Raw genomic sequence first — 24281 nt, 5'->3', positions numbered from 1 at the left:
CTTGTGTATTTTGTTCGTTTACCATAGATTTTTTCTTTCGTTGAATAACTTATCATACTCAAAATAATGAAAAAAAATTTTGAAAACGTAATTGAAAAATTTCTTTCATCTTATTATAGTTTAGTGATGCTTATTAGTATTGCATCTTCAATTGTAGTATTTAAATATGCTGATTACAATAATCCTTATAATTCAACAATATTTAATATTTTTATTAGAATATCAATTGTTAAAGTTTTGAAATTGTTTATATTTTTAAGAATGTTTTCGTTCTTTCACTTTATTTTTAAAATCTTGGACAAACAGTGAAAAATATTACGTCGCATTTTTATTTCAATAATTCTTATAGTTGTATTATTTGCTTTAGTCATTTGAAACGCTGAAATCATTCATTATAATGCAAAAAAAGTTGCATTCATTGATCATTATGCTCTCGAACATAAAATTTCAGTTCGAGATGTTAAAACTACAGTAGTTAATGAACCAAATTTTCCTAAGTGAAATGAAAAAAATCCTTCAGACTATTGAGAAGCGATTTATTATACATTTTTATCATTAGTATCTTTTGGTTATAAAAACTTCTCCCCAGAATCTCCGGTAGCAAAAATTTTTATCGGTTTGCTTTTGGTTATTGGTATACTAATCCTTGCTATAGTTTCAAGCATAATTCATAAAAGTGTTGAACGATACTTAAAAGATAATAAAAACATAAAAGAAGACAATGATTCTAAAACTAATTAAGTAAGAGCTTTGAATTTACCTGTTAATGTCTACCCGTTTTCAGTTATAATTTTATTTATGCTTAATTCAATTAAGAAAAAACACCAACAATTTATGCAAACAATTAGTGATATTGTTTGAATTAAAGAAGATAAAAATTCAAAAAATGAGCAATTTCTCAAAAATAAAACAGCAAGAATGCAATTGTTTTATGGCTTGATAATTATTTTTGCTTGTTTGTTTTCATTTGTTAATTTATTTGTTCCTTTAGGTCAAGGATCATCAACTTATGCAAAAGTGTTCATCACTATAGCTCAAGTACCAATCTTTTTTATCTTTGTGATTGATTTTATCATTCATTTAATGACGTATCATTATCAAAATAAAGAAAAAAATCTTTTTAAACTATATTTAAAATTTTTCGCTTCTTACTATGGTATAGTAGCTATTCTTTGTATTTTAGCTTCAGTAAACTTAATTGGAGTATTCACTGACAATACTTTTAATTCCAAAGTCTTTGATTTTTTCAATGGATTAGCAATTGTTAGGGTATTAAGATTGCTCATTGTTTTAAAAATATTTGCTCCATTTGCTATTATTTTTAAAGCAGTTCGAGAGCAATCAAAACTTTTACTCAATATTTTTATTTTAGTAATAGTGATAATTATTTTATTTGCTTTAGTTATTTGAAATGCTGAAACTAGTCATTATAATGCACAAGTTAATAATTTTATTCAAGCATATGCTAATGAACATAAAATCACATTCGAACAAGCACAAACAAAAGCACAAAATGAACCGAATTTTCCAAGTGTAAGTTCAAATACTGTAGCTAACTTTTGAGATGCTATTTATTTTACAACCATTACACTAACTACTATTGGTTATGGAGATTTTTCTCCTCAATCCGCTACTGCAAAAGTCATTGTAGTGATAATTTCACTTATTGGAGTAGCAGTGATAGCAATTCCTTCAGGGGTAATTGCAGCTAGCTTTTTACAGCAAGTGCAAAACAAAATTAATAAAAACAATAAAGGAGATGAGAACAATGATTAAACTTGGTTCGCATATATCATTTAAAAAACCTGGTTACTTAGCTGATGCAGCGGCTGAATCAATTTCAAATGGAGCTAATACCATGATGATTTATTTAGGAGCTCCCCAAACTACTATGCGTACTGGGGTTGAAAATTATCAATTACAAAAATATGAGCTCATGTTCGAGCAAGTTATATCAAAAGAAGACATTATTGTTCATGCTCCTTATATTGTTAATCCTGCCAATCCGGATAAAAGTGATTTTGCTATTGAATTTTTAACTAAAGAAATTGAACGCATGAACTATATTGGAGCTAAATATTTAGTGCTTCACCCTGGCGCATATACTAAATATTCGCCTCAAGAAGCTTTAGACACCCTGGTTGATAGTTTAAAAACTATTCTTTCAAAAACCAAAGATGTAGTTATTTGTATTGAAACAATGTCAGGTAAAGGCAGTGAAATTGGAATTACTTTTGAACAAATTCGTTATGTTTTAGATTGAGTTAATTCAGATCGTCTTGCGGTATGTTTAGATACATGTCATGTCTGGGATGCAGGGTATGATATTAAACAATATACACAATTTAAGGACGAATTAAGAAAATGAAATTTATTCCAAGAAATTAAAGTAATTCACTTAAATGATTCAAAAAACGATCTTTCTTCACATAAAGATCGCCACGAAAATATTGGAAAAGGCTATATTGGATATGAAGCACTTAAACGTTTTGTCCACGATCCTGAATTTGATAATATTCCAATTATTCTCGAAACTCCTTGAACTGATAATGGGCCAATTTATAAAGAAGAAATTGCCTGATTATTACAAAAAGATAAGTAATTTTAATATTTAAAAAACCTCAAATTTTTGAGGTTTAAACCTGGACACGCAAATTGGAGAGTAAAAGTGTATTTTTCACTTCGACTAACTGATCAGGAAGCACAAGAGCTTGGTAAAGACGTTTGAATTAATCCAATTCCGGGATACAGAAAATGATTTAATCATTGAAAAGAAGTTTTACTAAATATTATTAATAAAAATTGAGATACTAAAACCAAAATTAAGGTAATTGCTTATTATATTGCTACAAATACAACTTATTTATCTTCAATTAATAAGAAAAGATATAATTACAATGGATACGGATTTTATAACCCTGCTCAAATTTTTACTAATGATCCAGAAATTAAATGTGTTGGATATAGTATGAACTTAGCGGCTGCTCTTACCATTTTAAACATTCCTGTCAGAATTATGGGTGGAGGACACTATGGAGATCCCTTATCAACAGTTGAAGATGGTGGACATGCTTGAAATGAAGTGTTTGTCGATGGTAGATGAAAAGCAATTGATTTAACCAATTGAGATAATGCAGAAGTCGATAATAGTACATATGAACTCAATAGTGACACTGATTTATTCCTAGAACGCAATTCTGAATGAATGAATCAATTTAGACTTGATATAGACTCTTACGAGACCACCATAATGCTTTATCAAAACCCTGAAGAATACGAATATCAAGATTTACCTGACAGTCTTTAATTTATTTTAAAAACACTCTTAAAAAGATATGCACTCAAAGTTAGATAATCAACTAACTTAAAAGTGAAAGTATCACACAAGAGTGTTTTTTAATAATTTAGCAAAAAAGCTTGTTAATTGCTAAATTATGATACAATAAATTTATGAGCAGAATTAATCCTAAACTTGAACAAATTCTTAGTGCTACTATTGAACTTTATACTCATTTAAAGCAGCCTATTAGTAGTGCACACTTAATCGAAGAAAAAGAAATTAAATTTTCTAGTGCAAAAATCCGCTACTTGATGAAAGAACTTGAAGATTTAGGTTATTTAAAAAAAGCTCACTCATCAAGTGGTCGGATTCCAACTCCGATTGGATTGAGTTATTATGCCAAACACATTGCACAAGCTAATGAAAAATTATTAGAAAAAAAGCTCAAAAAATCTTTCGATTCTAAAAAAGAAAATGCCAATTTTACCATTGCACAAGCAGCCGAAACCATTGCCGATATCACTGGATTAACACTAATTACAACTAAATTTGACAAATCATTAATTTTAAAAAGTATTGATTTAGTTCCGATTAGTTCGTTTATGGCAACAGCAGTAATGGTGGTATCTAATGGTGAAGTGCATTCAAAAATAATTTCACTTGAAAATGATAAAGTGCAAATGAACGAGCTTAAAATTGCTGTACGTGTGTTCAAAGAAAAGCTCATTGGTGTTGCTCTAGAAGATTTAGTTGAAAAAACTTATGCTCTTAAGGAAGTACTCAAAAAAGAAGTTTCTAATTATATTGCAGTGATTGAAAAATTTGTTGAAAACATTTTTAATATTAAAACTAAAAATAATGTTTACGGACGAAAAGAATTGATTTTAAGTCGTAATTTTACTCGTGAACAGGTCAATCAAATCATTGACTTGGTTGAAAATTATTCAATTTGAGAGAAAATTGAAAACAAATTAGATGAGCAAGAAAACTTAAAAATTGCTGTTAATGAAGTAAGTGCTTTTTTAACTAAAAGAATCAATACAACTATGGGAACAACTGAAATTTCAATTGTTGGTCCACAAGATAGTGATTTTAATGAAATGAAAAGTGCATTAAGTGTCTTTGAAAAATTTTTAATTAAAGGAGAGAATAATGAATAAGATTAAAAAAGGCGATTTATTAAACGGGAAATTTACTTTTACTTTTGAAGATGGGACTGAAATTAAAGAACTAAGCGGATTTAGAAGTATTGTAATTGGAGAGAATGATTTTAATTGCAATTTAGATGATTTTTTAATTGGGAAAAAATACAAGCGCAACTATCATTTTGAAGTTACTCTTAGCGCCGAGCATTTAAATAAAGAATTAGCTGGTCAAAAAGTTTTAGTCCAAATTAGTGAAGCAAATATCACTACAAAAGTAGTGGTTAAAGAAGATGAAAAAGACAAAATTGAACAGCTCGAAAAGGAAAATGCACAACTTAAGGAACAAATTGAAAAACTTAATAATACATTAAAAGTGAATGAATACTTGTTTAAAGATAAAATTATGCAAGCGAGCGCTAAAGCTAATGAAGCAATTGAAGAAAAAACTGCTCAATTAAAAGAAAAATTTACCAAAGAAAATGAAGAAGCAAAAAAATATGCTTTACAAAAGTTTATACAAGAATTTGCGATTCCTTATAATAATTTAATTGCAGCAGTTCAAGCAGGACAAAATTCAACTAATGATCAAGTGCAAAATTATTGTTATGGATTTTCATTAGTACTAAAGCAATTGCAAGAAGCCTTAGATGCAAGTCAAATTAAAATAATTGAACCAAATGTAGGGGAAATGTTTAATGCTCACGAACAAGAAGTTATTGATTTTGAGCACGATTCGAGTAAGCAACACGAACAAATCATTAAAATAGTTCGTTTAGGATTTAAATTACAAGATCGAACAGTAGTTCCAGCTCAAGTAAAAATAAATAAAAATTTATAAAATTTAGCAAACAAAAGCTTTGAGTGCTAAAAAGTATGTTATAATTAGTTTATAGATATGATGTTTTAAGGAGAAAAAATATGGCAAAAGAAATAGTATTAGGAATTGACTTAGGAACAACAAACTCAGTTGTTTCAATTATTGAAAATAAACAATCAGTTGTGTTAGAAAATCCAAACGGAAAAAGAACCACACCTTCGGTAGTTGCATTTAAAAACGGAGAAATTATCGTTGGAGATGCAGCTAAAAGACAAGTTGAAACTAACCCAAATACCATTGTGTCAATTAAAAGATTAATGGGAACCAATAAAACTGTACATGCAAACAATAAAGATTATAAACCTGAAGAAATTTCAGCTATGATTCTTTCATACATGAAAGAATATGCTGAAGCTAAAATTGGAAGCAAGGTTTCTAAAGCAGTTATTACCGTTCCAGCTTACTTTGACAATGCACAACGTGAAGCTACAAAAATCGCAGGAAAAATTGCTGGATTGGATGTATTAAGAATTATTAATGAACCAACTGCTGCTGCTTTGGCTTTTGGATTGGAAAAAACTGACAAATCAATGAAAGTGTTAGTATATGACCTTGGTGGTGGAACCTTTGACGTTTCAGTACTTGAGCTTGAAAATGGAACTTTCGAAGTGCTTTCAACTAGTGGAGATAACCACCTTGGAGGAGATGATTGAGACCATGCCATTGTTGAATGAATGGTAAAACAAATTAAATCTAAATATAATTTTGATGCTAAATCAGACAAAATGGCAATGGCTAGATTAAAAGAAACTGCTGAAAAAGCCAAAATCGACCTTTCAGCTCAATCAGTAGCTCAAATTAATTTACCATTCCTTGCTGTTACAACTGACGGACCAGTTAACGTTGAATTAGAACTAAAGCGTAGTGAGTTTGAATCAATGACCTCACACTTACTTGACCGTACCAGAAAACCAATTGAAGATGCTTTAAGAGAGGCTAAAGTAACTGCTGCTGATTTACACGAAGTTCTTTTGGTTGGTGGAAGTACCCGTATGCCAGCAGTACAAGAATTAGTAAAACGTACTTTAGGTAAAGAACCAAACAGATCAATTAACCCAGATGAAGTGGTGTCAATTGGGGCTGCAATTCAAGGAGGAGTGCTTGCTGGAGATATTGATGATGTTCTTTTATTAGATGTTACTCCTCTTACTCTTGGAATTGAAACTATGGGTGGAATTTCAACTCCTTTAATTGCACGTAATACCACTATTCCAGTAACTAAATCACAAATTTTCTCAACTGCCGCTGATAATCAAAGTGAAGTAACTATTCGGGTAGTTCAAGGGGAAAGAGAAATGGCTAATGATAATAAATCACTTGGTCAATTTAATCTTGGAGGAATCGAACCAGCTCCACGTGGAGTACCACAAATTGAAGTTAGCTTTACTATTGATGTTAATGGAATTACCACTGTTACTGCTAAAGATTTAAAAACTAATAAAGCTAATACCATTACCATTGAAAACTCTTCAAAATTAAGCGAAGAAGAAATTCAAAGAATGATTCGTGAAGCTGAAGAAAATAAAGAAGCTGATGCTAAACGTAAAGAAGAAGCTGAAACAATTGTTCGTGCCGAAACATTAATTGATCAAGTAGAAAAAGCAACTAAAGAGCAAGGTGATAAATTAGACCCTAAAGCTAAAGAAGAGTCAGACAAATTAGTTAAAGAATTAAAAGAATTAATCGAGAAAAAAGACATTCCAACTCTTAAAACCAAGCTTGATGAGATGGAAAATGTTATGAAAAACTTTGCTAATTACTCAGCTCAGCAACAAGCGACCCAAGAATCAACAAGTTCACAAAACGAAGATGAAGCAACCATTGTTGAGTAATAAACAAAAACCTCTTTTCCAAGAGGTTTTTGTTTGACAATTTTAAATATTAACTTTTATTTTTTAAAAAATCAACCACTCAAAAAACTATATTAAAATATAATTATTAAACAAAGGAGTTTAAGTGAGTTATAAAGCATTATATCGAAAATATCGACCCACATCATTTGATGAGGTTGTCGGTCAAGAACATATTATTAATACGTTAAAAAATATCATTTTAACCAGAAAAATCGGGCATGCATATTTATTCAGTGGTCCTAAAGGATCAGGAAAAACCTCGCTAGCGAACATTTTTGCTAATGTACTTAATTGTATGCATGGTGAAGATGCAACGATTGCTTGCAATAATTGTAAAGCTCAAATTGGAAAATCACTAGATATTGTCGAAATGGATGCTGCTTCAAATAATGGAGTTGATGAAATTAGAGAATTAAAGGAAAAAATTGAGCAATCCCCAATTCATTCTCGGTTTAAAATTTACATTATTGATGAGGTTCATATGCTCACTAAAAGTGCCTTTAACGCACTCCTTAAAACACTGGAAGAACCTCCTGCGCATGCAATTTTCATTTTTGCAACCACTGATTATCAAAAAATACCACTTACTATTATTTCTCGTTTACAAAGATTTAATTTTACCAAACTTACCAATGAACAAATTTATCAGCATTTAGTCAAAATACTTAAACAGGAAAATATTGAGTTTACCAATGAATCGATTAAATTAATTGCTCGCTTATCTTCTGGGGCTATGAGGGATGCACTTTCAATTGCTGATCAAAGTGCTTCATTTGGGCAAGGAAAGATTACAGTAGAAAATTTAACCACAAATTTTGGGATTGTTTCAAACGATTTAATCATTGAATTAATCAATTTAATTTGTTCATTAAAAATTAAAAAAACACTGAAACAATTTTATTTTCTCAAAGATTCAGGATCAGATCCAAATCAATTAGTGATTAGTTTATTAAATATTTTAAAAGAATGATTAATTTATAATTTAACCCAATCACAAGAATTTTTGGAATGATTAGAAATTGATCAAATCAAATCATTACAAATTAATAAAAACTTTGCAATTAGTTTTTTGGAGGAATTAAATCAAGTGCTAATTAAAATGGCTCGCTCAGAATACCCGTTTGAATTACTTGAAGTTTTAATACTAAAAATGTGCTCATACAAAACAAATAAAGCACAAGATGAACCAATTAAACCAATTGTTAATCTCAATAATCAAGCCGGGGTTACTCATAAAATTAAAGAAGAAAACTCAGACCAGATTCATGATTGAGGTGACTTATCACAAAACCCACAATACGAGCAATCGCACCAATCTGTTAGTGAACAGCTTAATAGAGATTTTAAATCACAAGAGCAAACATTTACTAATAAAGAATATATAGACGATTCATATCCACATAATATAGATACAAAAGTAATCAATTTAAATCAGAGTGATGATTCGAACACAGAAAAATGAAGCGATCAAGAAATAGCTAATTTAATGCACATCCTTCAACAAGGTATTCAAAAGAATACTAAAGAGCTTTTAACTTCATATAAGCAAATGGCTGAAAAAACCCTTATACCTTCAGATACTTGAAAATATGAAAAAATGAAACTACTTGAACCAACTAAAATTTTAGCTTCAAGTGATACGTTTATCTTAATTGCTTCAGATGATGAAAATCTTTTAAATCAAATTTATAAAATTAGGAATACTGAGGATTTTCAAAAGTACATTAAAACAGTATTTTTTGAATACAAACACATTTACACAATATCCAATACTCAAAAGAAGAGAGTGCTTAAGCTTTTCAAAGATCAATTTACACAAAAACAAACCCCAAACGATTTAAAAGCAATCGAACCATTAACTTATTTAGAAAATCGTTTCAAAGACCAAAGTACTGAGGATAAAATTAAATCACTCTTTGGTGATGAAATTAATTTAGTGAAAAGAGGACAAAATGAATAACGAAATGTTAAAACAACTTAAAAAAATGCAAGCTCAAATGGAGCAAAAACAAAAAGAACTTGATGAAAAAGTTTTTTCTATTGAAAAACAAGGAATCACAATTAAAATGAAAGGCGATTTTACTTTAGTGTCTGTTAATGTTGATCCTATTTTAATTGACCCTGATGATAAAGATATTCTTGAAGATTTAATTGTAGTTGCAATAAATGAAATCATTGACTTAATTAAAGAAGAAACTGAAAAAATTGCACCACAAATGCCTGGTGGAATGCCCTTTTAATGTTCTTTTCTGATTCGATAACCAAATTTATTGAAGAAATTAGAAAATTACCAAATATCTCGAAAAAACAAGCTGAAAAGATTGTTTTATGAGTACTTCAAAGTTCTGAAGAAGAAGTTTTTGCACTTTCTAATTCCTTCAAAAGACTCAAAGAAAAAGTTCATTTTTGCAACTTTTGTCAATCACCTAGCCAAATTGAATATTGCAAATATTGTGATAATTCGCAAAGAGAAAATAAACTTTTACTCGTTGAAAATTTTGCCATTATTGACAAAATTGAAAACGCTGGTTTTTATAAGGGGAAATACTATACCTTTAAAAATCTTTTGAAAAAAGAATCTGACGTAGATAAAACTATGTTTGAAATTAACTCATTAAAAGAATATGCAAAAACTTTTGATGAAGTGATTTTAGGAATTTCGCCCACATTACACGGCGAAATGACCAATGTTTTAATTAAAAAAGAATTATCTAAAATTGGTGTTAATGTTTCGCAATTAGCTATTGGAGTACCAATTGGTGCTTCAATGGATTATATTGATGAAATGACTTTGAAATTTTCACTAATTCATAGACAAAAATAAAGGAGGAATTTATGTTTATCACTTTTGAAGGACTAGACGGGAGCGGAAAAACCACCATTATTAATAAATTGATGCAATATTTGCAAAATAAATTTCATTTATCTAATATCGTTTTAACCCGTGAACCAGGTGGTCAAGGACTCAAAGAAGCTGAAAAAATTAGAGAGATTATTTTAGACTCTTCTTCAGACCTTTCGGCAGTTGCTGAAGCAATGCTATATTCAACTAGTCGTAGAATTCATTTAGAAAAAATTATTTGACCAGCACTTGAAAGTGATAAATTAGTTCTTTGTGATCGCTATATAGATAGCTTTTACGTTTATCAAGGATTTGCTAGAAATTTAGGATATGAATATGTCAAAACTCTTACTGAATTAGTCATTGAAAATGCAGTCCCTGATATTACAATCTTTTTCAATTTAACTCCAGAACAAGCAAAAATTCGTCGTAATAGCACTCGACTTGTTGAAGATCGTATGGAAAAAGAAAAGGAATCATTCCACCAAACTGTTTATAGTGGATACTGAACTTTAATTAATCAAAACCCAAGTAGATATTTAATTATTGATGCTTCACAAAGTGAAGAACAAGTATTTAACCAAGTGGTAGAACAATTAATGCAACACCCTCAATTTAAGGAATATCTTAAAAAACATGCTAACTAATGAACAAGTTACCTTTTTTAATAGCATTAAAAAAAATAACAAGCTGTCACACTTGTATTTACTTTTTAATTCAAATGAAAATGTAATTAATGAAGCTTTACGAGAAGTGTTTTGTATTTTTAATGATGTTCCAAATTGCAGTTTTCAATCATATGCAGATTTTGTCAATGTTTTATTAATAGATAATTTAAACCAAAAAATTAAAAAAGAGCAATTAGAGGAAGTTTTTATTAAAGCCCAACTGCTTAATTATCCTGATAAGCGAATTTTTGTTATTATTAAAAATATTGAAAATGCTTCAACTCAAGGGCTTAATTCAATTTTAAAAACCATAGAAGAACCTAGTTCAAACATAACTATTATTTTAACCACAACCAAATTGCATTCAGTTTTAGATACAATTATTTCGCGAAGCTATCTCATTTCGCTTAAACATCCAAGCACAAAAGAATTAATTCAAAAATTACAAGCACAAAAGCTTTTGAATGAACAAAGTGAATTGTTAGCGTATCTTTTGAACGATTACCAATTAATTCAAGAGTTTTTAAAACCGGAAAACTTTGACAAAATAGTTAATTTAATTAGTGTTTTTGAAAAATCACTAAGAAATAAATATTTATTATATGCTCATTTAAGCATTACTTTAGAGGAAGAAAATCCTTTTCTTAACAAAATACTAATTAAAATGATTATTTTTATTATCAGTGTTGTTTATCAAAACATTAACTTTGAATTTAGTCTTGGATTAAATCTTTTAAACTTATCTAAAGAGCTTAAAGGACAAAAACCCAAATTAATTAATGCTATTAGTCATTTAGATACTTTTGTTCAAGATTTAAGTTCACAACAAAATTTTGGATTAATAAAAGAAAAGTTATTAATTAATTTAATGGAAATATATGAGTAAACTATATATTGTTGGTACCCCAATTGGTAATTTACAAGATATCACCCTAAGAGCACTAGAAACACTAAAAAAGAGTCATATTATTGCTTGTGAAGACACAAGAGTTACCGCTAAATTGTTAGAACATTTTCAAATTACAGGAAAAAAGTTAATTACTTATAATAACTTTACCGAAAAAAATAGTGCTAGAGGAATAATTGAGCTTTTAAAAAACGATAAAACAGTTTCACTTGTAAGCGATGCTGGAATGCCTGTAATTTCAGATCCAGGATTTGAAATCATTAAATTATGTCGTGAGCAAAATATTGCATTTGAAATTATTCCTGGTGTTAATGCTGCTATTAGTGCTTTTGTAGGAAGCAATTTTTCTAATACTTTTTCGTTTTTAGGTTTTTTAAAAGACAAAAGTTCACAACGAATTACTCAATTAAATTCACTCTCTTATGGAACTTATATTTTTTACGTTTCTCCACATAAATTAATTACTTCGCTTGAAGATATAGCTCAAGTGTTTCAAGGACATGAGCAATTATGCTTAGTCAAAGAATTAACTAAAATTTACGAAACTTGATATTATGGGACTGCGAATGAAATTCTAGATCAATTAAATCAAAATAATGCTGTTAAAGGTGAATTTACATTAGTTTTAAATTTAGTTAAAAGTAAAACCAAAAAGGTTAACAAATATCCTAAGCATTAAAAAAATGCCACACAGGCATTTTTCTTATATTTTGTTTAAAAATTCTTTTAATGAATCAAAATTAACTTGCTCGTGAACATTTTCATTTACTTGTTTATAAACAAGTTTATTTTCCTTATCTAATACAAGCATTGCACGGGCATTAAGAAATAATTGATCAATTAATAATCCTAACGAAAGAGTCATCTCTCTTTTTTTGTAATCGCTAAACATTTGAATGTGATCGATTTTGTGTTGGTCTTTATAAGAAGCTAAAGCAGTTGGTAAATCTTGCGAAAGTGAAACAAAATTTACATTTGGATATTCTTGAGCTAAAGCATTAGCAGCCACTACTTGCATATCACACACTCTTGTGTCAATTGAAGGAAAGACTACTACAACGGTGTATTTACCTTCATTGTGATATTCTTTAGTGTCAAAACTTCCAGCTAAAACTCCTTTTAGCATTACTTTATCACCAAGTTTTACCTCATTACCAAGAAGTGAGTATTGATCATTTAAGAAATTAACTCTATTCATATTTGATTCTCCTGTATTTATTGTTTTTTAGATATGTTAAAATTTTAACATTTTTAAACAATGTAAACAAATTAAAAAAGCAAAAAACAAGCAAATTAACCAAGCTTTTTAGCGTTTAGATACGATCTTAAAAATATGATTTCTTATTTGTTAATTTGATTAAAATAGATCAAGTTTAAACCTACATTTGTGAAAAATTTTCACTATTTTTTCGGAATTAATTTTGAAGATACAGAAAAAAACTTAACAAACCAAGCTAGTAATTTACTCAGCGAAATCTTACTTCTTGCTCAATTATCAGCCCAAAAAGGTTTTTTTAATCATTAATTTTTTATTTGTTTAACGGATGATTTAAAATCAAAATTTAAACAAATTGAATATAACTTTACCCATTTAAATGTTTAATAATCAAAGAATTTTTACTTAATTTTATTAAATTATTTTGCTCAAAACTTTCATAAATTAATCTTAATTTTTCCGAAAAATGTGATTTTGAAATTGATGTATTTTCCAAATTCATATTCAATAAAATAACAAATTAATAATTTGAAAATTTTCATTTTTTAACATTTCAAAAGTCAAAAAAAGCATTATTTATTGCTTTTAAGATGTCACAAACTTAAAAATTTTAAGTTCAATTTAAAGAAAAAAGCTAAAAATAGATTAAAAAATACCCGAAAAATGAATAAATAAGAAAAATTAACATTTTCAAAATAATAGAATTAAAACCACATTATTTTTACAGATTAATTAATTTGGATTAAAATATTAGAGTAATTTTCGAAATTAATGTTATTTTTTGAAAAAATAATAAATAAGTAATTACATAGTAATTAAGAAGCATAAACTTAAAAGGATTGGACCTATTTAGCTGAAAGTATCAGTAAATTAAACGATTAATTTATCAGTTTTTACTTAAAAATCTAATTGAATTTAGAATGATTTTGCTTATGTTATTACATAGAAATATAAGCACAACACCCACTCTTTATTCTGGTGCGATTCTATCAAAGGTCTTTCAACTTTAATGCACAAAATCTAAAGTTAAAAATTTTAAAAATATATATTTAACTTACTATTTATTTTTTTAAAAATCTATATAATTTTTTTATTACTAAACAATTAAAATAATATAACTTAAAAGACAAAATCTGTTGAGCAACATTTTGTCGCAAACGAAATAGGAGAAAAATGAGTCTTAAAAATAAATTAATAATAGGTGCTTCAGCTACATCATTGATTCCTTTAGCTACTATGTCATGTTCTAACGAAAGAACAGCTTCTGAGAATAAAGCTATTGTTGATGCAGCAGCATCTTTAGTACAAGTTTCTGTATACGATAAAGAATCAGGTCAAAATAATGCTAAAGTAAAAACTAACATTTACAATGTGTATTCAACTTATGTGAAGAGTGATCGGGACGTTATCTTCCATGGATTTAATCCTAAAAAATACCAAGTAGTTGATACATCATATCAAAATGAAAACGGATACACAATTGTTAAGTTTAAGCTTAAAGACATTAAGACATCAACTTTAAGTGAAGAGAAGACCTACACTATTAGAGGATTTAAACTTAATCCTGAATATACCCTTCCTCTTACATCTACTCAAGAAGCAAATGCAGATTTATTTAAATCTGAAATGAGATTAGAAGCAAATACTGACGTTCCTGCTCAAGTTAAAGAATACTCAGAACTTGAAAAATATGTTTCAAGTCTTCCAGGATACACCACTGCTCAATTCAATGATGATTTGAAAAAGTTAGAGGAATATCTTAAATTTTTACAAGATAGATTTGCTCAAGAAAATTATTCAACAGATTTTGAAGTTAAATCAAATGGGCAATATTTAGATCACAAAGTTGATACATTTGATTCATTATATCCACAATACAAAGAAGCACTTAATCGTTTATTATCTCTTAAAGCACATGCATTCTTGAATGACAATTCACAAAATGGACTTTCTGACAAAGAACTCAATGCTTATGTTAAAGAATTTAGAGACAAAGTCACAGAAATTAGAAATAATCCATATTGATCAAGAAACAAAGATTTACCTGAAAAATATGAAGCAAATCTTTCTGCAATCTTAGATGAACTTGATGCTTTACTCAACAAAAATCCTCAAGATACAGAAAAGTTACAGAAAATTTTAGAACAATTCGGTCAAACACAACTTTCACCTGAAGATCAAGTTAAATATGCAGTTCTTCAAATTTTAAATCCTAAAAATGGAGGTTTCAAATTACTTGATACTATCCAAGGAGAACTTGATAAACTCCGTGAAGCTGACCAAAAAATTCCTGCTAGCGATGAAGAAAAAGTACTTGCTGATAGATATAAAGGATTGATTTTATCTGCTCAAGACCACATTGTTAAGGCATTTACTGAATTAGAGCCTTTAAGATCAGAAACTGAGTTTGAATTTTTATCAAAAGTTAACGGATGGGATGATCCTCAGAGTTCAGAATATGCACCTGCAACAAATTTCAAAGAAGCAAATGATAGACTTAAAGCATCGTTCCAAGCATCGTTCCAATTTAATGTACAAACAAATAGTTGATATACACAAGAACAATTTGATAAAGATTTAGCAACTGTTGAAAAAATGCTAACTTTCTTACAAGAACAAAACGTTACTGACCACGATTCGCCCGCTACTAAACACTGAGAATTCAATATTAATAATTTATTTGACATCAAGAAATATAATTTTGATAAATTCCGTGAACTCGAACCAGAATACACTCAAGCAATCACTAGAATATCAGCAATGCAAACCAATGTGGATAAAGACGCTATTCTTAGCGGCAATAGAAACTTCTATACAGCAGAAAACCTTCGACTTGAAAAAGCTAATCTTATAAATGAAATTAATAGTAAAAATTTAACCAAGAGACCAGAATTTAGAGGATTACCAAGAGTTCTTATAAAAGGTTTTGGTGATAATCTTGGTGAAGATGAAGCAATACTTAAAAATCTTGCTCCAGGTTTATGAAAAGAAGAATTAGCTACCTTTGGTCTTAACAAAGATGGTATTTTAAAAGAATGAAAAACAAACCTTACTAAATTATTGGCACCTGATCAGGTTACTCCAGATGGTAAAGCTTTTAAAGAAAAATTAGTTGAAAGATTCAGAATTAATACAAATCATGTATCTAATCCTGAATTATATATTGCTGGTTATTATATTGACCAACTTAGTTCAGCATATGATACTATTGAAGATTTATTAGATGAATTCGAAGATGAAGAACTTACTGCTGAGCAACAACAAGACGCTAAAGACATGCAAAAATGAATTAGATATGCTCAAGTGTATATTCCTGCTTTAAGAAACGTTAAAAGTTCATCAGATACTTTAACTACAAATGATTTTAAGAAAGCAAATGATTTAGAAAAAGTTTACTGAGAAGGTTTAGATAAAAGCAAAGATCCACTTTATAAAGATAAGAAAGGTGAAGAATTATTTAATTCAGATTTAGCATATTACATAAAATTCTTAGAATCATTACAAGATTCTAACGCTATACAAGATTTTGTAGATAAAGCTAAAGAAGGTATTGAAGATATTACTTCAATTGATAAACAAGACAAATACTACAAAGCTAATATAGACTTATTTAAATTGAGATGACCTAAATTTAAAGAAGTACTTGGTAGACTTAGAGGACTTGCTGCTTACAATTGAATAGAAACTGTAAAACCTAAAAGAAATCCAGAAAATGGTGAACTTATCAAAGATGAAAACGGAAATGAAATTTCAGTTGTTAATGCAAATCTAGTTACCCCTGAAGCTCTTGAGAAACTTTACAACGAAACCAAAGATAGAGCATTTGATTTATTCTTTGTTGACATGACCAATGAAAATGCGACAAAATCAACTGATAAACCAGTTAGCAACCCAGCTAAAGATAATTATGATGCTCACTTTGATTTTGTGAAAAATTCATTTAAAGAGTACAATGCTCTAGGACAAGCACAATCAGATGATAAAACCAAAATTATTGATGAAGAGAATTATACTTTTGCTCCTGAAGATGCTGCACTGAGAGATAGATATTTACAATATCGTAAGCTAACTACTTTAGAAAACAGATTAAAATTACTCGAAAAAGCATACGAAAAAACAGCAGTATCAGATGAAAAGAATGATCAAATTGAAAATCTTAAACTTTACCTTAAAGGATTTAGACCAGCTGATAAACAAAGATTCCTTAATGATATTAAAAATAAAGTAACCATTCTTCTTTCAAGAGGAGAAGGGGTTAAAGCTAATTATAATTTAGAAAAATTCCTTGGAAAGGATTACAACCCAGAAAATGGTGATCAATACCAAGGTCATTTAAGAGATATTGCTAACTTCTTAGATTATTTAGATGAATCAAAAGCTTTAGATATTCAACCTGTTTTTCCAGCAACAAATCCTTTACCAATTAATGGGGCACCTAATACTAACCAAAAGGATGCTATTGATAAATTAACTCCTAAACTAACTTTATATAGTTTAAAACAATATGCAGACCATAAAATCGCTAAATATGTGGATTTAGAGAAAAAATTTGTTGAAGCAATGAATGAAATTAATTCATATGTTGTTGAATCATTCCTTGAACACGAAAACATTGATCAAAACTTCCAAAATACCAATCAAACCAGTGGTTCAACTAATAATCAAACCAGCAAAGTTGAACAACTTATTGACAAATACATTAAAGAATATGATTCTACCATTTCAACACGTAGCAATCTTAGACAAAATGAAACATTTAAAGATGAAGTTAAAGTTTTAGATGATTTAAAAGCACTATTAAATGAAATTAAAAATGATAAATCAAGTGCTGATAAATTTGCAAAATTACAAAAAGATTATTTCCTTAATTTACCTACAACAGGTAGTGTAGCTAACAAAAATTACATTAGAGTGGAAGAATTATCTAAATTTATTCTTTACTTTAGTTCATTTAAATTCCACCTTAACGAATTTTTATCAGGTAATTTAATCGGTTCACAAAGAGATGATTTAGAGAAAAAAGAAAAAGAATTGAACGATAATAGTTATCTTGTTCAAGACCTTGAAAAACTTAGAAGCGAATTGTTAGATATTAACAAAGAATTCTTACACAATGATCATCCAGCAGATACTGCACACAACATCACACAACACTCATACTCAGAAGCAAATTTAGTGAAAGATGTTAACTTAATTGTTGATTTCCATAGACAAGCAAATACACTAAAAACCTTAATAGATAATACTCGTAAAGATAATTCATCAAGATTATTTGGTAAAGTAATTCAACTTTACAATGGTAAATATAGTATAGCTAAAGCTGCTGCTATAAGAGCTCTTGATAGAATTTACAACAATAAATTAGACCTTTACAAACTAAAAGCTAAAGAATTAAAAGAACTTACTCTAGCAAACCACTTTGATACTAATATTCAAGCTAACAATGCAGAAGCAAGATCGTTATATACAACAGCTACTGCTACCCAAAAAGACTTACTAACTTTATTTGGGGTTAAACAAGATAATTCAGAAGATACTACAGTTGTTTCAACAGCTAAAGAAAGTAAAGCTAAAGAAGTTCTTGGTACAGATGCTAAAAGTGAAAATACTCCAGGAGCAAACGCTTCAAATATCACAAACGCAATTAATAAAAAACTTAAACTATTTATTTTCAACGTAGATCAAACCAAAGCTAGTGTTGATGCAAATAATAAACCAAGTAATTAGTTAAAGACACAAAAATAGGGAAACCTATTTTTTGTTTTTTATAAAAGAATTTTAATAAGTTTTAATTGAGCAACCAAGGATGATATTATCTATTTAAAATACCAATAAAAAGTCAAATTTTGTATAATTTAAATAAATAATTTATTTAAATTAAAATAGAGAGGTTACATTGAAAAACAAAAATAAGGTCATTCTCGTATATGTTATTTTTACTATTTTCATTATCTCTTTTATAGCTCTTTTATTTTCAATTATTACTAATGTAAACAATACTTATATCCTCGCTTGATTATCAGTTGGGGTGCTTGCTATCTTAGCTTTTGAGTGTGTGGTCTTATATTTTATCCTATCTCGCTTTATCAAATCACGGGAATTGATTAAAAAATCATTTAACTCATTTGTCGAAGATATTATGACTAATAATAATATTGGAATTATCATTTATGATTCAGGACAAGAAATTATTTGAAGTAGCTCATTTTTAAAATCTAAATTTAAGAGCAATTTTATTGGTTGAAGCTTAGATGAATTTTTTCAAAAGTTTTACGGAAACAAAAAGAAAGTGGATTTAAACGAAAACAAAATTGAATTTTCAGAAAATGACCATATTTATGAAGCTCAATTTTGACCTATTTCAAACACTATAGTTATTCGCGATATTTCCACTGAAAATTTATTTAAAACAATCACTGCAGAACAAAAACCAGTCATTGGTGAAATTGAGATTGATAATTTTCAACTCTACCAATCAATCCTTTCAGAAGAACAATTTTTCCGACTTAATAAAGCAGTAATTGACACCATTGAAGAATACGTTAAAAAATACAACATGATTTATCGTCAATATACTAATGGTAAATTTATTGTTTTTACTAACGAAAAAACGATTTCTGAATTAATCGAAAATCAATTTGATTTGTTCATGAAGATTAATCAAAAAGAAATTGACAATTCGTATAAAATTTCGCTATCAATTGGATTTGCTAGTGGATGGAGTTCGTTTCAAAAGCAAATTGAACAAGCTAAAAAAGCTCTCTTACAAGCTCAAAACCGTGGAGGAGATCAAGTGGCTATTTTCTCGAATACCCACAATCCAATTTATTTTGGGTCTAAATCTGAAATTGTTGCTGATAATAGTCGGATTAAAATTAAAAACACTGCTTTAGAATTGCGAAAAAAATTAACTAGCGATAAAATTGATAAAGTGATTATTTACGGACATAAAATGGCCGATTTAGATGCTTTAGGTGCAGCCTATGGAATGTACCAATTGGCAAAAGCTTTTAATAAGAAAGCTTTTATTGGGAATTTTACTTTTGATTACACTACTAAATCCATGATTTCAAGCATGAAAAATGTTTTTGATCGCGATTATTTAGTCTCAAACATGGAACATTTAACTAGAATGACCAATGAAAATACTTTGGTAGTTTTAGTTGATAATTCAGATGTGCTACGGACTGATAATTCTGAAGCTCTTAAAAATACTGATCGCAATAATGTCTTTGTTTTAGACCATCATCGACCAGGCAAAAGTATTGATTATTGTCCAGTGACTAATATTTATATTGATACAACTGCATCTTCAGCTTGTGAAATTGTAACCGAAATTATTTCCTTTGTTGAGAATAAAATTAGCATTGATCCAATCACTGCTCAATTACTTTTAAATGGAATTTATTTAGATACAAACCAATTTGCTAAATCAGTCTCACAAAGAGCTTTTTCAGCAGCTAGCTATTTAGAATCTAAAGGTGCTAAAGCTTCCATTGCAGTGGATATTTTAAAAATTGATAATGAAACTCGTAAAACAGTAGATTTAATTCTTAAAAACCTTACTGAAGTTAAAGAGGGGTTTTTTCTTGCATATTCAAACATTGAAGCTTCCAATGATACTATTTCTATTGCAGCTGATGAAATACTTAAAATCAAAGGAAGGGTAGCTTCATTTGTAGTAGCTAAATTAAAAGATTCTAAAGATAAAACTAAGTATAAACTTAGTGCCCGTGGAATTAATACTAATGTCCAAATTATTTGTGAATCAGTTGGTGGTGGCGGACACTTTAGTTCAGCTGCTGCTGTTTCACAAGAAGAATTAAATATTTTTGTTGATAATATTAAACATGCAATTATAATGTCAGGAGCAAAGAAACATGAAAGTAATTTTAATTAAAGATTGTAAAGAAGGAAAAGCAAATACCATTGTTGAAGTGTCGAATGGATATGGAAGTAACTTTTTAGTTAAAAACGGGTTTGCTTTACCATATAATGAAAGAACTGCCAAATCACTAGAACGAAAATTACAACAACTCTCAGCTGATGAACACGCTAAAAGAAGTCAATTTCTTCAAATGAAAGAAGAGCTCGAATCTCTTACTTTAAAATTTGTTCTTAAAGCCACAATAGACAAAAACCACAATTTAAATGTTCACAAAAGCGTTTCTACTAAAGAAGTTCATGATGAGTTAAAAAAACTCGGATACACACTTCCTAAGCATGCATTAGAAAAAATTCACTTTGTTTCAGAAGGAACCCATGAAGTGAATGTCAATTTATATAAAGATATTAACGCTGTTGTTAGAATGGAAATTAGTATAAATGTCACAAAATAATAACCTTGAAAAAAATTATCTCAATTTAATTGTTAACTTTCACAATCCTAACACTAAATTTCAAGATAACGAAATAGAAAAAAGCATTTTAGCATCCATGATTTTAGATGAAGAAATGCAACAACGGGGAGCTCAGTATTTAAGTGAAAGTAACTTTTTTATCCCTGAAAACAAGCAATTATTTCGTTACATTTTGTTTCTTAAAAACAAAATGGGGAGCGTTTTTCCGTTCTTTGATTTTGCTAATTTAATTGAAAACTTAGATAAAATTAAAAATAATAATGCTTATACTGAAGTGACACCATTATTAATTTCGTATATTGCTTCAAAGGTGGTTAATGAAACTCACTTTTTAACCAATGTAGAAAAATTAATCGACTTAACTAAAATGCGTAATTTAGAAGCATTTTATCAATATGAAACTAAAAGATTAGAGAATAAAGATATTCAATTAGACTGGAAGGAAGCATATTCTAATATTCAACAATTTCTTTCAGATAATTCACAAAATTCAATCCAAAGCAGTACCTTTAAACATATTTACGATACTTCGCAAGAATTACTCGAATCAATTAATGAACGTTTAATTGGGACAAGTGAAGATGTGGCAATTAAAACCAAATTTGAAGCAGTAGATAAATTTGTTAATGGATTTAAACCTGGACAATTTATCATTCTAGCTGCTCGTCCAGGAATTGGAAAAACTGCTTTTGCTCTTAATATAGCCCGCAATATTACTTTAGATAATATTATGAGCACTAATGATCAAATTATTAATTCAATTAATAAAGAGCAAACCAAAACCAGAAATGTTGCCTTTATTTCGTTAGAAATGCCAGCCAGTGAGTTAACATCACGTTTTTTATCAACTCACTCAGAAGTTCCGCTCAATAAAATTCAAGATCCGAAAAAATTACATTCATATGAAAAAGATAAATTAGATCAATATGCTTTAACATTTGAAAAAATGAATGTGTATTTTGATGATGTACCAACTAGTAGCATTGATGATATTACCTGAAAATTAAGACTATTAAATAAAAATCTTAATTATCAACTTGACTTAATTATTATTGATTATTTACAGCTCATTTCTGGTCCACAAGGAGGACGAGGAAACCGTCAACAAGAAGTTTCAATTATTTCACGAAACCTAAAAACTCTTGCCCTTGAGTTGAAAATTCCCATCATGGCTCTTTCGCAACTTTCTCGAACCGTAGAAACCAGGGAAGACAAACGTCCACAATTACACGACCTAAGAGAATCAGGATCAATCGAGCAAGATGCTGATATTGTCATCTTTTTAAGTCGAAATGCCGATGAAAAAAGAGAAGATATGAGCTATAACACACTACTTTCAGTAGCTAAAAACAGAAACGGACAACTTGGACTTGCTGGACTACAATACAGCGGAGAAATTGTGCGTTTTAGTGAATTTATCAAAGATTTAAATAAATAAGGAGTTTTATGGAACCTATATCCAATCGTTTAATTATCAAGACTAAAGGAGCAAGATAATGTCATTAGACTTGATAATTATTCTCATAATTGTTTTATTTATTTTATTTTTACTGAGCAGTATTTTCAGCGGAAGCGAAACAGCTTATAGCATTATTTCTAGTGCTAAAATTAATCATTTAGTCGAAAATAAAGCACGCAATGCAACTCTAATTCAAAAGCAAAAAAGTAAATTTAATCAAATTTTAGGAACTATTTTAATCGGGAATAACATTGTTAATGTTGGGTCTTCGGTACTCACTTCACTACTACTTTCGCAAATATTTGGAAATGATAGTATTTTACCAACGGTTATTTCAATAGCAGTAGTGACTCCTGTGTTATTAATTTTTGGTGAAATTGGACCTAAATTAATTGCTAAACACCATTGCGTTAAATACTTGCAAATCTTTGCTCCATTTATTGAGATTATGTATTGAATTTTATGAGTAATCACACTTCCGATCAGCAAAATCGGGAAGGAAGTGTTAGTAACTCATACTGAAGATGAATTAAAAACTATGATTAATGTTGCTCAAAACGAAGGAGTATTGCAAACCGGAGAAAGCATTTTAGTTAAAAATGCTTTAGACCTAGATTCAACCAAAGTGCAACAACATTACATTCGTTTGAAAGATGTTTCATATTTAGATTACAAGGATAATATTGCAAAAGCAAAAGAAATGTTCCGTGAAACCAATTATTCACGCCTACCAATAATGAAAAACGATCAATTAATCGGAATGGTCATGCTTAAAGATATTTTTCATCTTAAAAAAGGAAAAATAATCACTTACATGCAAACACTTCCGTATATTTCAGCTAATTCACTACTTTCTTCAGCATTAGATAAATTACGCAAAGATCGTGCACAAATGGGATTGGTGGTGGAAAATAATAATTCCACTAAAGTTAAAGGGATTATTACCATTGAAGATATTCTTGAAGAAATAGTTGGTGAAATTTACGATGAACACGATAATGATGAAGAAATTTATGAATTATCGCTTGAAAAATCGCAAGTTCAAGCTGAGTTGTTTGTGTATGATGTTTTCAAGCAATTAGATATAGAGTTAAATTTACTTGCACCCGATGAAGAAGAATTAACATTACAAGAATACTTAATTAAAAACAGTGGAGACAAGAAACTGTACAAAAAAACCACTTTCACTTTACAAGATAAATATCAATTCAAGGTGATTTCAATTGCAAAAAATAAAAAAGAACATACGATTATTGAAATTAACAAATTGTAGAATTAGTGCAAAAATTGTCATTAGACAATTTTTATTTTGTTAACAAAAAGTTTACATTTTTAGCTTGATAAAGTAAAATTAAAATATAAATATTTTAAGAAGGTATTATGGATATTAAAAATTTTTTAAAAAATAAAGAAAAAGAGACCAAAAAATCTGAAACTAAACGTGATCCTGAACATTTTATCAATTTACGCAAAGCAGAAATTGCACGAATTATTGCTCAAACATACGATTCACAAGGTAATTTACTTCCTGAAAAAACTCAGCAAGAACTCCTTGAACAAGCAAAAAATCAAAAGAAAATTTTGATTACCAACTTAATTTATATTGCCATTATTGTTCTAGTGATTACACTATTATTTTTAGGAGCATACGCAATTAGTAAATTTGCAAGTTAA

General features: G+C 28.8%; 20 protein-coding genes. 19 read left to right on the top strand and 1 reads right to left on the bottom strand.

Annotated elements, in window-relative coordinates; genetic code table 4:
• The first annotated feature begins 66 nt into the window (after window positions 1-66).
• The 13 genes from AC1RP9_RS03295 to rsmI all read left to right on the top strand — a co-directional run bounded on the left by AC1RP9_RS03295 (window position 67) and on the right by rsmI (window position 12251).
• Window positions 67-741 carry an ion channel gene (locus AC1RP9_RS03295; protein WP_481822144.1) on the top strand — a complete coding sequence of 225 codons (675 nt, stop codon included), beginning with the start codon at window positions 67-69 and terminating at the stop codon, window positions 739-741.
• 57 nt (window positions 742-798) lie between these two features.
• Complete coding sequence (locus tag AC1RP9_RS03290; protein ID WP_481822142.1) at window positions 799-1776, top strand: potassium channel family protein; 978 nt, start codon at window positions 799-801, stop codon at window positions 1774-1776.
• Window positions 1769-2602, top strand: coding sequence for a deoxyribonuclease IV (locus AC1RP9_RS03285; RefSeq protein ID WP_481822140.1), 834 nt, complete (start codon window positions 1769-1771; stop codon window positions 2600-2602). Before AC1RP9_RS03290 ends, AC1RP9_RS03285 begins: the two co-directional genes overlap by 8 nt.
• Window positions 2603-2668: 66 nt before the next feature.
• A complete protein-coding gene (locus AC1RP9_RS03280; protein ID WP_481822138.1) occupies window positions 2669-3307 on the top strand; it encodes a transglutaminase domain-containing protein in 639 nt (212 codons plus the stop codon).
• A 143-nt stretch (window positions 3308-3450) separates the two neighbouring features.
• On the top strand, window positions 3451-4440 hold the full coding sequence (locus AC1RP9_RS03275) for a heat-inducible transcriptional repressor HrcA (protein WP_481822136.1): 990 nt from the start codon (window positions 3451-3453) through the stop codon (window positions 4438-4440).
• Window positions 4433-5263, top strand: a complete 831-nt coding sequence (locus AC1RP9_RS03270; protein WP_481822134.1) for a nucleotide exchange factor GrpE — start codon at window positions 4433-4435, stop codon at window positions 5261-5263. The genes AC1RP9_RS03275 and AC1RP9_RS03270 overlap by 8 nt, the downstream gene beginning before the upstream one ends.
• 80 nt (window positions 5264-5343) lie before the next feature.
• The gene (dnaK, locus tag AC1RP9_RS03265) at window positions 5344-7134 is read left to right on the top strand and encodes a molecular chaperone DnaK (RefSeq protein ID WP_481822132.1); all 1791 of its coding nucleotides are present in this window, start codon (window positions 5344-5346) and stop codon (window positions 7132-7134) included.
• A gap of 124 nt (window positions 7135-7258) precedes the next feature.
• Window positions 7259-9115, top strand: coding sequence for a DNA polymerase III subunit gamma/tau (dnaX, locus tag AC1RP9_RS03260; RefSeq protein ID WP_481822130.1), 1857 nt, complete (start codon window positions 7259-7261; stop codon window positions 9113-9115).
• Window positions 9108-9395 (top strand): YbaB/EbfC family nucleoid-associated protein, encoded by a 288-nt coding sequence (locus tag AC1RP9_RS03255; RefSeq protein ID WP_481822128.1) that lies wholly within the window; start codon window positions 9108-9110, stop codon window positions 9393-9395. Before dnaX ends, AC1RP9_RS03255 begins: the two co-directional genes overlap by 8 nt.
• The gene (locus AC1RP9_RS03250) at window positions 9395-9979 is read left to right on the top strand and encodes a toprim domain-containing protein (protein WP_481822126.1); all 585 of its coding nucleotides are present in this window, start codon (window positions 9395-9397) and stop codon (window positions 9977-9979) included. Before AC1RP9_RS03255 ends, AC1RP9_RS03250 begins: the two co-directional genes overlap by 1 nt.
• An 11-nt stretch (window positions 9980-9990) precedes the next feature.
• Window positions 9991-10644 carry a dTMP kinase gene (tmk, locus tag AC1RP9_RS03245; protein ID WP_481822124.1) on the top strand — a complete coding sequence of 218 codons (654 nt, stop codon included), beginning with the start codon at window positions 9991-9993 and terminating at the stop codon, window positions 10642-10644.
• A complete protein-coding gene (locus AC1RP9_RS03240) occupies window positions 10634-11551 on the top strand; it encodes a hypothetical protein (RefSeq protein ID WP_481822122.1) in 918 nt (305 codons plus the stop codon). Before tmk ends, AC1RP9_RS03240 begins: the two co-directional genes overlap by 11 nt.
• Window positions 11544-12251 carry a 16S rRNA (cytidine(1402)-2'-O)-methyltransferase gene (gene rsmI, locus AC1RP9_RS03235; RefSeq protein ID WP_481822120.1) on the top strand — a complete coding sequence of 236 codons (708 nt, stop codon included), beginning with the start codon at window positions 11544-11546 and terminating at the stop codon, window positions 12249-12251. The genes AC1RP9_RS03240 and rsmI overlap by 8 nt, the downstream gene beginning before the upstream one ends.
• A 24-nt stretch (window positions 12252-12275) precedes the next feature.
• Here the strand turns inward: rsmI and AC1RP9_RS03230 are convergent, their stop codons facing one another.
• Window positions 12276-12770, bottom strand: a complete 495-nt coding sequence (locus AC1RP9_RS03230) for a redoxin domain-containing protein (protein WP_481822118.1) — start codon at window positions 12768-12770, stop codon at window positions 12276-12278.
• 1191 nt (window positions 12771-13961) lie between these two features.
• On the opposite strand from AC1RP9_RS03230, the gene AC1RP9_RS03225 reads away from it, so the two are divergent.
• The 6 genes from AC1RP9_RS03225 to AC1RP9_RS03200 all read left to right on the top strand — a co-directional run bounded on the left by AC1RP9_RS03225 (window position 13962) and on the right by AC1RP9_RS03200 (window position 24281).
• Entirely contained in the window at window positions 13962-18515 is a 4554-nt protein-coding gene (locus tag AC1RP9_RS03225) for a hypothetical protein (protein ID WP_481822116.1), read from the top strand.
• 169 nt (window positions 18516-18684) lie between these two features.
• Window positions 18685-20688 carry a GGDEF domain-containing protein gene (locus tag AC1RP9_RS03220; RefSeq protein WP_481822114.1) on the top strand — a complete coding sequence of 668 codons (2004 nt, stop codon included), beginning with the start codon at window positions 18685-18687 and terminating at the stop codon, window positions 20686-20688.
• The gene (gene rplI, locus AC1RP9_RS03215; protein WP_481822112.1) at window positions 20669-21127 is read left to right on the top strand and encodes a 50S ribosomal protein L9; all 459 of its coding nucleotides are present in this window, start codon (window positions 20669-20671) and stop codon (window positions 21125-21127) included. Before AC1RP9_RS03220 ends, rplI begins: the two co-directional genes overlap by 20 nt.
• Window positions 21114-22586: a DnaB-like helicase C-terminal domain-containing protein gene (locus tag AC1RP9_RS03210; protein ID WP_481822110.1), complete on the top strand. Its 1473-nt coding sequence runs from the start codon at window positions 21114-21116 to the stop codon at window positions 22584-22586. The genes rplI and AC1RP9_RS03210 overlap by 14 nt, the downstream gene beginning before the upstream one ends.
• A 58-nt stretch (window positions 22587-22644) precedes the next feature.
• Window positions 22645-23880, top strand: a complete 1236-nt coding sequence (locus tag AC1RP9_RS03205; RefSeq protein WP_481822108.1) for a CNNM domain-containing protein — start codon at window positions 22645-22647, stop codon at window positions 23878-23880.
• A 107-nt stretch (window positions 23881-23987) separates the two neighbouring features.
• Window positions 23988-24281, top strand: a complete 294-nt coding sequence (locus AC1RP9_RS03200; protein WP_481822106.1) for a hypothetical protein — start codon at window positions 23988-23990, stop codon at window positions 24279-24281.

Source organism: Mycoplasma sp. 3686h, assembly GCF_056781225.1.
This window is presented reverse-complemented; position numbering and strand designations above follow the sequence as displayed.